This is a genomic window from Streptomyces sp. Ru73, from assembly GCF_002920575.1.
In the GTDB taxonomy this organism is placed as follows: Bacteria; Actinomycetota; Actinomycetes; order Streptomycetales; family Streptomycetaceae; genus Streptomyces.
Genome location: NZ_PQSQ01000089.1, coordinates 22,211 through 32,714 on the forward strand (window position 1 = coordinate 22,211; position 10,504 = coordinate 32,714).

10 protein-coding genes are annotated in these 10,504 nt (G+C 71.9%); 6 read left to right on the plus strand and 4 right to left on the minus strand.

Annotated features, from left to right (window positions below; genetic code table 11):
- The first annotated feature begins 61 nt into the window (after positions 1 to 61).
- The 3 genes from C3486_RS28975 to C3486_RS28985 are packed head-to-tail and all read left to right on the plus strand — an operon-like array spanning position 62 to position 2,226.
- Positions 62 to 1,474: a carboxypeptidase regulatory-like domain-containing protein gene (locus tag C3486_RS28975; RefSeq protein WP_258053049.1), complete on the plus strand. Its 1,413-nt coding sequence runs from the start codon at positions 62 to 64 to the stop codon at positions 1,472 to 1,474.
- Between the two features lie 21 nt (positions 1,475 to 1,495).
- Positions 1,496 to 1,993 (plus strand): DUF2975 domain-containing protein, encoded by a 498-nt coding sequence (locus tag C3486_RS28980; protein ID WP_103835741.1) that lies wholly within the window; start codon positions 1,496 to 1,498, stop codon positions 1,991 to 1,993.
- Positions 1,993 to 2,226 carry a helix-turn-helix transcriptional regulator gene (locus C3486_RS28985; protein WP_103835742.1) on the plus strand — a complete coding sequence of 78 codons (234 nt, stop codon included), beginning with the start codon at positions 1,993 to 1,995 and terminating at the stop codon, positions 2,224 to 2,226. Before C3486_RS28980 ends, C3486_RS28985 begins: the two co-directional genes overlap by 1 nt.
- 239 nt (positions 2,227 to 2,465) lie before the next feature.
- Here C3486_RS28985 and C3486_RS28990 read toward each other — a convergent pair whose 3' ends face one another.
- The 4 genes from C3486_RS28990 to C3486_RS29005 form a co-directional block, all read right to left on the minus strand.
- The gene (locus C3486_RS28990; protein WP_103835743.1) at positions 2,466 to 3,803 is read right to left on the minus strand and encodes a gluconate:H+ symporter; all 1,338 of its coding nucleotides are present in this window, start codon (positions 3,801 to 3,803) and stop codon (positions 2,466 to 2,468) included.
- Positions 3,804 to 3,922: 119 nt separating this feature from the next.
- Positions 3,923 to 5,269 (minus strand): glucarate dehydratase, encoded by a 1,347-nt coding sequence (gene gudD, locus C3486_RS28995; protein ID WP_103835744.1) that lies wholly within the window; start codon positions 5,267 to 5,269, stop codon positions 3,923 to 3,925.
- Positions 5,270 to 5,379: 110 nt separating this feature from the next.
- Positions 5,380 to 6,300 carry a 5-dehydro-4-deoxyglucarate dehydratase gene (kdgD, locus tag C3486_RS29000; protein WP_103835745.1) on the minus strand — a complete coding sequence of 307 codons (921 nt, stop codon included), beginning with the start codon at positions 6,298 to 6,300 and terminating at the stop codon, positions 5,380 to 5,382.
- A 300-nt stretch (positions 6,301 to 6,600) separates the two neighbouring features.
- Positions 6,601 to 7,476, minus strand: a complete 876-nt coding sequence (locus C3486_RS29005) for a LysR substrate-binding domain-containing protein (RefSeq protein WP_103835746.1) — start codon at positions 7,474 to 7,476, stop codon at positions 6,601 to 6,603.
- A 238-nt stretch (positions 7,477 to 7,714) separates the two neighbouring features.
- Here C3486_RS29005 and C3486_RS29010 point away from each other — a divergent pair, with 238 nt between their 5' ends.
- The 3 genes from C3486_RS29010 to C3486_RS29020 all read left to right on the plus strand — a co-directional run.
- On the plus strand, positions 7,715 to 8,887 hold the full coding sequence (locus C3486_RS29010; protein WP_103835749.1) for a mandelate racemase/muconate lactonizing enzyme family protein: 1,173 nt from the start codon (positions 7,715 to 7,717) through the stop codon (positions 8,885 to 8,887).
- Positions 8,888 to 9,191: 304 nt separating this feature from the next.
- The gene (kdgD, locus tag C3486_RS29015; protein WP_103835747.1) at positions 9,192 to 10,124 is read left to right on the plus strand and encodes a 5-dehydro-4-deoxyglucarate dehydratase; all 933 of its coding nucleotides are present in this window, start codon (positions 9,192 to 9,194) and stop codon (positions 10,122 to 10,124) included.
- A gap of 94 nt (positions 10,125 to 10,218) precedes the next feature.
- Positions 10,219 to 10,504 (plus strand): aldehyde dehydrogenase family protein (locus tag C3486_RS29020; RefSeq protein WP_219822261.1); only part of this gene is annotated, 286 nt, incomplete at its 3' end.

Below are 10,504 nucleotides of genomic sequence, written 5' to 3' on the forward strand. Positions count from 1 at the left end.
GTGCACCGGTACGTGTACCGCTCGGTACACACTGCGGAGTGAGAAGCGAGACCAAGACCGGATGCAACGCCCCCGTTCCCGTGCCCTGAGCCTGGGCAGGACCGTGACCGAAGCGGTCTGGTTCCCGCTGGCGCTCTTCCTCGGCTTCCTCTTCTGCTTCGCCCCGGCGCTGCACGCGCCGCAGCCGCACGGCGCCGAGGTGGCCGTCGCGGGCCCGGCCGTCGCGGCGCGTACCGACGCCGCCCTGCGGACGCGGCAGCCCGGCGGCTTCGACGTCACCGCGGTGGCCGGCGCCCGGGAGGCCCGCCAGTCGGTGCTGGACCGGGAGGCCGTCGCGGGGTACGCCGAGGGTGCCCGGGGCCCGGTGCTGTACGTGGCCAAGGCCAACGGCATGTCGCTCGAACAGTCCCTGACCCGCACCTTCACCGCACTCGCGAAAGCCCACGGCCGGCGGCTGACCGTCGAGGACGTGGCGCCCACCGTGCCCGCCGACCTGATGGGCACGACACTGGTCTACTTCGCCATCGCCTGGAGCGTGCCCGGCTACCTCCTCGCGACCACACTGCTGCGCGCGGTGTCCTTCACCCGGCGGCAGAAACTGCTGGTGATCGTGGGTGTCGCCGCCCTCTTCAGCATCGTGGGCAACCTCGTCGGCGCGGGGCTCGGCTACCTGCCCCGCAGTCCCGCCGCCATGGCCGTCGCCTTCCTGCTCACCACGGCGGTGGCCACGGTCTCGTCCGGACTGGCGCCGTTCGTCCGGCAGTTCTTCCCCGCGGTGGGCATGGGCCTCTTCATCGTGCTGTCCATCCCCACCAGCGGCGGCGTGGCGCCCGCCCCGCTGCTGCCCCCGTTCTTCCAGGCGCTGCACGCCGTCATGCCGCTCGCCAACGCCGTCGACGCGCTGCGCGGCGTCCTGTACTTCAACGGCGCGGGCGTCCTGAAACCGGTGCTGGTGCTGTGCGCGTGGACCGCGGCGGGCGCCGCCCTGCTGGGCCTCGACGCCTGGCTCCGGCACCGCAAGGCCGCAGCCGTACGGCCGGCCGCCGGTGACCCGCGGACGGACGAGCAGCCGGAGGTCGCGGAACCGCCGGTGGAGGACCCGGCGCTGGAAACCCCGGTACCCACCGCGCTCCCGGTCCACCGCCACCACTTCGGCGAACCGGTGCCGATGCTGACGGGCACCGTCCACGACGCGGCACGGCGCCCCGTACGCGGCGCCGTGGTGATGGTGCTGGACGCCAAGGGACGGCAGTTGGTGAGCACGGTCACCAACACGCGGGGCGAGTACGCCACAACGGGCCTGCCCGACGGCTACCTCACCATCGTGGCCACCTCCACCGGCCGACACCCCAAGGCCCGCCAACAACTACTGCGCCCCGGCACCCCCGCCCACATCAACTTCACCCTGCCGGGCCGCGAGCCCGTCCCGTCCCCCCTACCACCCGACACGACCCCACCTATTGATTTTCGATAGATACCGATCGACAATCGATAGATGCATCGCTTTCTCATCGACGCGCTCCGGGCCGCTGTCGCGCTGGCCATCGGCTTCGGTCTCTTCGGGCAGATCGTCGTCATTCCGTCGACGGCGGCCGACGAGGTCGAGATGTTTCCTGCCTACGGCCCGTACGCCACTCCGTACGTGGTGGTGGCGATCCTCGGTGTCGCCTGTGTGCAGGTGGCCCTCGTGGCCGTGTGGGGGCTGCTCGGTATGGTCCGGCAGGGGGCGATCTTCACGCCGCGGGCCTTTCGGTGGGTCGATGTGCTCATTGGGGCCTCGGCGGTGGCGACGGTGCTGGCGGTCGGGGTCGCGGCGCATCTGGCGTTCGCCGAAATCCCGTCGCCGGGCGGAAGCATGGACGTGGAGAGCGCGCTCGGGGCCGCGGTCGTGGCCGCCGGTGTGGGAGCCGCGTTCGCCATGCTCACCGTGATCATGCGCGGTCTCCTGCACCGGGCCACGGCGCTCCAGTCGGAGATGGCCGAGGTCATCTGATGGCGATCGTCGTCGACCTCGACCGCCGGCTCGCCGAACGCCGTCTGTCGGTGGGCGAGTTCGCCGCCCTTGTCGGCATCACCCCGGCCAACCTCGCCGTCTTGAAGAACGGCCGGGCGAAGGCGGTGCGGTTCACCACGCTCGACGCCATCTGCCGCGTCCTGGACTGCCAGCCCGGCGACGTACTGCGCTGGGTTCCCGACGAGGCCGAGGGGGATCGCCCCCTCTCCTGATCGGAGCAGCAACCGCCTGGCCGTCGGCGACGCCGGCCTCTACCGGCATGGTGCCGCCCCCCTGGAGCGTGATGGCACCGCGCAGGCCGAGACGTAGCCCCGTGCGTTCCACGCGGCGGGGGGGGGGGGACGCTACACGCCGCCGTACGTCCGGCCCCCGGCCCAACCACCGCGGTGGCACCGCGACCCCGCGTGGGGATGCGGTGCCACCGGCCGCTCGGTTCGTATCCGTGCTGTCGCTACACCCCCAGCGCGCCGAGTGCGGCCTCCATGGCGAAGACGCCGCCGAGGCCCAGGAGGGCGAGGACCGTGGTGTAGGTGGTGCGTGCCTTGATGGCGTCGAGGACCGACAGGTTGAAGTACTCCTTGAACATCCAGAAGCCCGGGTCGTTGACGTGGGAGAAGGCGATGGAGCCGCAGGAGACGGCGAGGACCATCAGTTCCGGGTGGACGCCGCTGCCGGCGGCGAGCGGTGCCGCGATGCCCGCCGCGGTGGTCACCGCGACCGTCGCGGAGCCGAGCGCGATGCGCAGGATGGCGGCGATCAGCCACGCCAGGAGGATCGGCGAGATGGTCCAGCCGTCGGTGAGGGTCTTGATGTAGTCGGCGATGCCGCCCTCGACCAGGACGTTCTTGAAGGCGCCGCCGGCGCCGATGACCAGCAGGATCATCGCCATGGCCTTGGCCGCGTCAGCGCACGAAGCGGCCACCTCGCCCAGCGAGCGGCCGATGCGCGGGCCGAACGCCCAGGCGGCCAGGACCAGGGTGAGCAGCAGGGCGACCGGGGCCGAGCCGATGAAGGCGATGAGCGGCATCCCGGCGTGGTGTTCGCCGAGCGCCATCTCGGCCACCGAGGCGCCCGCGATGAGGACGACCGGGAAGAGCGCGACCGAGAGGGACCAGCCCATGCCGGGCATCTCCTCGTCGGTGAAGGCCCGGTCGCTGACGAGGCCCTTCGGGATGGACGGGTTCATGCGGCGGACGAAGGCCAGCCGGGGCCAGATCAGTGCGACGAGCGCGCCGGCCGGGACGGCGATGAACAGGCCGAAGAAGAGGGTCTTCCCCATGGAGGCGTCGAAGGTGGCCGCGACGGCGGTGGGACCGGGGTGCGGCGGCAGGAAGCTGTGCATCGTGGACAGTGCGATGGACATCGGCAGGCCGATCCACAGCAGGCTCTTGCCGGTCACCCGGACCAGCGTGAACGCCACCGGCACGATGATGACGAAGGCGACCTCGTAGAACATGGTGACGCCGATGAGCATGGCCGTCACCACCATGGCGACCTGGACCCAGCGGTCGCCGAACCGGTCGGACATGGTGGTCGCGATCCGCTGGGCCGCGCCGGAGTCGCCCATCACCCGGCCGACCATCGCACCGAGCCCGACCACGAGCATGGTGTCACCGATCTGGTCGCCGACGCCGGTGCTGAGCACGTCGGGGATCTTCTCCAGGCTGATTCCCCGGACGACGGCCACGGCCACCGCGACCAGCAGCAGAGCGATGAACCCGTTGAGCTTGAGCCGGGTCATCAGGAAGAGCAGCGCCACCACGCTGAGCGCCACGACGAGCAGGGGCATCTCACTTCTCCCTTGAAGTGATGCCGGGCAGCGGGCCCGCCGGAGGTGAGGTCCTGGCGGGCCGGAATCCCGGGTGCTGAGGGGACAGGAAGGGGGTGCGGGGGCACGGGCCGGACGGCTCAGCGCACCAGGGCCGGCCGCTTGGGGTCGAACGTCCAGCCGGGGAGGAGGTACTGCATGCCGGCGGCGTCGTCGCGGCCGCCGAGGCCGAGGTCGAAGTAGCGCCGTTCGGCCGCCTCGACGCGTTCCATGTCCAGCTCGACACCGAGGCCGGGGCGGTCGGGCAGGGCGATGGCGCCGTCGCGGATGGTGAGCGGCTCGCGCGTCAGGTGCTGGCCGTCCTGCCAGATCCAGTGCGTGTCGATCGCGGTGATGTCGCCGGGCGCCGCGGCGGCGACGTGCGTGAACATCGCCAGCGACACGTCGAAGTGGTTGTTGGAGTGCGAGCCCCAGGTCAGTCCCCAGGCGTCGCACAGCTGGGCCACCCGCACCGAGCCGTTCATGGTCCAGAAGTGCGGGTCGGCGAGCGGGATGTCCACGGCGTCGGACTTGACCGCGTGGCCCAGCTGCCGCCAGTCCGTCGCGATCATGTTGGTGGCGGTGGGCAGACCGGTGGCGCGCCGGAACTCCGCCATCGTCTCGCGTCCGGAGTAGCCGCCCTCGCCGCCGCAGGGGTCCTCGGCGTACGCCAGGACGTCGCGCAGCCCGCGCCCGATCTCGATGGCGTCCTTCAGCAGCCAGGCGCCGTTGGGGTCGAGGGTGATGCGGGCCTCGGGGAAGCGCTCGGCGAGGGCCGTGACGGCGGCGGCCTCGGCGGGGCCGTCCAGGACGCCGCCCTTGAGCTTGAAGTCCTGGAAGCCGTACCGCTCCTGGGCCGCCTCGGCGAGCCGGACGACGGCCTCGGGCGTGAGGGCCTCCTCGTCGCGCAGCCGCAGCCAGTCGTCCTTGGCGTCGGGGTCGTGGCGGTAGGGCAGGTCGGTGCGGGTCCGGTCGCCGACGTAGAAGAGGTAGCCGAGGACGGGGACGCTGGTGCGCTGCACGCCCTCGCCGAGCAGTGCGGCGGTCGGTACGCCGAGGTGCTTGCCGAGCAGGTCGAGCAGGGCCGACTCGACGGCGGTCACCGCGTGCACGGTGACGCGCAGGTCGAAGGTCTGGGCGCCGCGCCCGCCGGAGTCGCGGTCGCCGAACCGCTCGCGTATCGCCCGCAGCACGGCGTGCGGGTCGCCGACGGACCGGCCGACGACCAGGTCGCGGGCCTCTTCCAGGGTGGTGCGGATGCCCTCGCCGCCGGGCACCTCGCCGACACCGGTGCGGCCCTCGGAGTCGGTGAGGAGCACCAGGTTGCGGGTGAAGTACGGGGCGTGCGCGCCGCTGAGGTTCAGCAGCATGCTGTCCTGGCCGGCGACCGGGATGACGCGCATCGCGGTGACGACGGGCGTGCCGGACGGGGGTGTGGTGGTGTTCATGGTGCGGTGCCTTTCGGAGCGGGTGCGGCGGGTGTGCCCGGCGGCGGGGACGGCCGGGCGGCGGTACCGGTGGCGCGGGTGGTGCCGGGCAGCGCCGGGCGGGTGGCGGCTCAGGCGCCGATGCCCCGCACGAGGGCGGTGAGTTCTTCGAGTTCGGCCGGCTCCAGGTCGGTGAGGGGCGGGCGTACCGGTCCCGCCGGGTGGCCGGTGACCGTCATGCCGGCCTTGACGATGGACACGGCATAGCCCGGCTTGCGGTCGCGGATGCGCGTGTAGGGAAGGACGAAGTCGCTGAGCATGCGCAGGACGTCGGTACGGCGGTGCTTCCGTACGGCCGCGTAGAAGTCGAGCGCGAACTCGGGCACGAAGTTGAAGAGGGCCGAGGAGTAGGTGGTCACGCCCACTTCGAGGAGCGGCAGGGCGTAGGTCTCGGCCGTGGGGAGGCCGCCGATGCAGGTGAGGCGGTCGCCGAGGCGGGCGTGCAGCCGGGTGAGGGGGTCGATGGCGCCGACGCCGTCCTTGAAGCCGATCAGGTTGGGGCAGCGCTCGGCGAGGCGGGCGACGGTCTCCGGCGCGTAGACGGCGTTGGAGCGGCTGTAGACGATGACGCCGAGGCCGGTGGCCCGGCAGACCGCCTCGACGTGTGCGGCGAGCCCGTCCTGCGGGGCCTCGGTGAGGTAGGGCGGGAAGAGCAGCAGGCCGTCGGCGCCGGCCCGTTCGGCGGCCCTGGCGAACTCGACGGCGGTCGCGGTGCCGTGGCCGGCCGGGGCGACGATCGGGGTGCCGGCGGGCGCGCTGTCCACGGCGGCGGTGACGACCCGCTCGACCTCCGCCGGGGAGAGCGAAAAGAATTCGCCGGTGCCGCCGGCGGCGAAGAGGCCCGCCACGTCGTACTTGCCGAGCCGTGCGACGTTCGCCCGGTACGCGTCCTCGTCGAAGGCGTGGTCCTCGGTGCGAAAGTGGGTCACCGGGAAGGAGAGCAGGCCGGAGCCGAGGCGTCGGCCCAGGTCAGCGGGGGTGAGGTCGGTCATGGCAGGAAGCTCCTGGCGTAGCGCGGAGACGTGCGGCTCACGCGGCTTCCCGTCCCGGGTGCGGCCCGTCCACGGCCTCCGGAACTTCCGCGGGGGGCGGGGCGCTCGGTGCTGCCCGGGCGGAAGCCGCTTCGCATTGCTGGCCGGAACGTTAAGAGCCGGTTGCGATGCGGGTCCAACACCAATTCGGCATCCTGCGATACCCAGCGCGTATCGTTCCGCGCGCCCGGCGGTGCGGTCTGCTACCGGCCGGCACCGGGGCGCCGGGGGCGCCGCTGAGGGCCCCGCCGGGGGCGCTCCTCACAGATGGCGCAGGAGGGCGTGCAGGGCCGGGTTGTCGTTGGCCTTGCGCCACACCAGGTGCAGCTCGACGGGGGTGGGGTCGGGCAGTTCGAGGGGCCTGAAGGTGATGCCGGAGAACCGCATCTGGGCTGCCGCCTCGGGGACGAAGGCGATGCCCCAGCCCGCGTTGACCATCGCCAGCAGGCTGTGCACCTGGCTGAGGTATTGGGTGAAGCGCGGGGTGACCCGGGCCTCGCGGAAGATGCTGACCAGCAGCTCGTGGAAGTAACGGGCCTCCACCGGCGAGTACATGAGCACCTGCTGGCCGTCGAAGTCGCCGATGCGCAGCGGCTCGTCGCCGGCGCCGAGCGGGTGGTCGCGGGGCACGGCGGCCAGCAGGCCCTCGCGGATGGCGGGCCGGGTCGCCAGGTCGGGCCCGGTACTGGAGGGGCGGATCATGCCGAGGTCGAGGGAGCCCTCGGTGATGGCTTCGAGCTGGTCGCGGGTGACCTTCTCGCGCAGCACGATCTCCGTACGGGGCATCGTGGAGCGGGCCACGTCGAGCAGTGTGCCGAGGGCTGAGTAGGCGCTGGCCGCGGTGAACCCGATGGCGATGGCGCCGGCCTGGCCTGCGGAGACCTGCTTGGCGGAGAGGGTGGCCGCCTCGGCCTGACGGAGGATGTTGCGTGCTTCGTTGAGGAAGGCCCGGCCTGCGGGGGTGAGGCGCACGGTGCGGTTCGTACGGTCCAGCAGCTGCACGCCCAGTTCGTGTTCGAGCAGTTGTATCTGCCGGCTCAGCGGGGGCTGGGTCATGCGCAGGCGCTCGGCAGCCCGGGTGAAGTGCAGCTCCTCGGCCACCGCGACAAAGCTCACCAACTGCACGAGCGTGAACACTGATGCCCTCCCGGTATTGAATCATCCAAAAACTAAGTTGGACGTGGATCAATCGCCGACCTTAGCGTCAGGAAAAACCCACGGCGAGCCGCCCCTGCTCGCGCAGACGCCCGGCCACGCACCCTTGCCGCACCGGGCCGGACTGGGGTATTCCCACTCCGCCCGCCCTCGCGGCCGACGGTGTCCGCGACCGCCTCCGCTCCATCCGCCCACTACCCCAGGGACACAAGTGGTGACCATGACGCACACAGCCACCTCCGCCGCCGGCCGTCACGGCGAGGCGACCCTCGACACCATCGCCTGGATCCGGCTCTCCTCGGTGACCCTGCCGCTGGCCACGCCGATCAGCGACGCCAAGGTGCTCACCGGGCGGCAGAAGCCGATGACCGAGGTGGCCTTCCTGTTCGTGGAGATCGAGACCGCGCAGGGGCACCAGGGCATCGGCTTCAGCTACTCCAAGCGCGCCGGCGGACCGGCCCAGTACGCGCACGCCAAGGAGATCGCCGACGAGCTGATCGGCGAGGACCCGAGCGACATCGGCAAGCTGTGGACCAAGCTCGTGTGGGCCGGCGCCTCGGTCGGACGCAGTGGTGTCGCCACCCAGGCCATCGCCGCCGTCGACGTCGCCCTGTGGGACCTGAAGGCCAAGCGGGCCGGGCTGCCGCTGGCCAAGCTGCTGGGCGCCCACCGCGACTCGGTACGCTGCTACAACACCTCCGGCGGCTTCCTGCACACCCCCACCGAGCAGGTCCTCGACAACGCCACCGCCTCGCTGGCCAGCGGCATCGGCGGCATCAAGATCAAGGTCGGGCACCCGGACGGCAAGCAGGACCTGCGCCGCCTCACCGCCGTACGCGAGCGCATCGGCGACGACGTGCCGCTGATGGTCGACGCCAATCAGCAGTGGGACCGGCCCACCGCCCAGCGCATGGGCCGTGCCATGGAGGAGTTCGGCCTCGTCTGGATCGAGGAACCGCTCGACGCCTACGACGCGGAGGGGCACGCGGCCCTCGCCGCCTCGCTCGACACCCCGGTCGCCACCGGCGAGATGCTGGCCAGCGTCGCCGAGCACTACGAACTCATCCGGCAGAAGGCCGCCGACGTCATCCAGCCCGACGCGCCGCGCATCGGCGGCATCACCCAGTTCCTGAAGCTCGCCGCGCTCGCCGAGCACCACCACCTCCAGCTGGCCCCGCACTTCGCCATGGAGATCCACCTCCACCTCGCCGCCGCCTACCCGATCGAGCCGTGGGTGGAGCACTTCGACTGGCTGGAGCCGCTGTTCAACGAGCACCTGACGATCAGTGACGGCCGGATGCACGTCCCCGCGCGCCCCGGCCTCGGGATCACCCTCAGCGACCAGGCCCGCGCCTGGACGCAGGCGACCCACGAGGCGGGCAAGCGCCCCTGAGCCCTTCGCACCACGCTCCCTGACCGCCCGCCGGCCCTTCGCCGCCGGCGGCACCCGCCCGGCGCGGGCCCCGCTGACCTGGACAGCGCGGGGCTCGCGCCGGGCGCGTTGGGTACGGCCCCGTCGTGCCGCCGCCTCGTCCCTCCTGCCGCACCGGCGGTCAACGGATGTCAACGGCCGCCACTGATGCTCGCTGGGTATTGATGGATGCCAAAACGGTGTTGGACCAGCATGACTCCCGGCTCGTAGCGTCGTACTCACCGATCGGCACCACCACCCCACGACCAGACAGCGGAGACCACGGATGACGTCCTTCAGCCCGTCGGAGCTCGCCCAGCGCATCGGCTCGGGCCTGCTCTCCTTCCCCGTCACCCACTTCGACGCCGACGACCTCTCCTTCGACGAGGGCGCCTACCGCGAGAACATCGAGCGGCTGGCGAAGTACGAGGTCGGCGGGTTGTTCGCGGCAGGCGGCACCGGCGAGTTCTTCTCGCTGACCGCCGCCGAGACCGAGCAGGTGGTGACCGCGGCGGTCCAGGCGGCCCCCGAAGGCACACCCATCCTCGCCCCGGCCGGCTACGGCACGCGCACCGCCGTGGAGTACGCCGCGGCCGCCGAGCGCGCCGGAGCCGACGGCATCCTGCTCTTCCCGCCCTACCTCACCGAGGCCGGGCAGGAGGGCCTCGCCCGGCACGTGGCGGCTGTCTGCCGCGCGACCTCCCTCGGCGTCATCGTCTACGGCCGCGCCAACGCCACCTACACCGACGAGACCCTCGCCCGCCTCGCCGACGAGTGCCCCAATCTCATCGGCTACAAGGACGGCACCGGCGACATCGACGCCATGACCCGCATCCACACCCGGCTCGGCGACCGGCTCACCTACGTGGGCGGCCTGCCCACCGCGGAGACCTACGCCCTGCCGTACCTCGAACTCGGCGTCACCACCTACTCCTCGGCCATCTTCAACTTCCTCCCCGGCTTCGCCCTGGAGTTCTACGCCGCCGTCCGCGGCCGCGACCACGCCACCGTCCACGCCCTGCTGCGGGACTTCGTCCTGCCGTACACCGAGATCCGCAACCGCAGGCCCGGTTACGCGGTGAGCATCGTCAAGGCCGGCATGACCGCAACGGGCCACGGCGCCGGTCCCGTCCGGCCCCCGCTGACCGACCTGACGGCGGCCGAACTCGCCGAGCTGACGGAGCTGATCGGGAAGCTGCCGTCGGGCGCGACGGACTGACGCTGCATCACACCGCGCCTTCCCGGTACTCGCAACCGCACCCGCAATCGCACCCGCAATCGCACCCGCACTCGTACAGAAGGGCGGTCTCCAGGTGAGCACAACACCTTCCGACCCGCACGAACTCCAGCAGCCGCACGGCGTGATGTTCATCGGCGCCGACGCCGTCGGCGTCAGCGGTACCGATACCGGCACCGGCGCCGGTACGGGCATCCGCTCCCGCAATCCGGAGACCGGCGAGGAACTGGACCCCGCCTACCCCACGGCCTCCCCCGCCGACGTCGAGCGGGCCTGCCGGCTCGCCGAGGACGCCTTCGACGCCTACCGGGCCACCCACCCCGCTGACCGCGCCCGGTTCCTGGAGCGCACCGCCCACCACC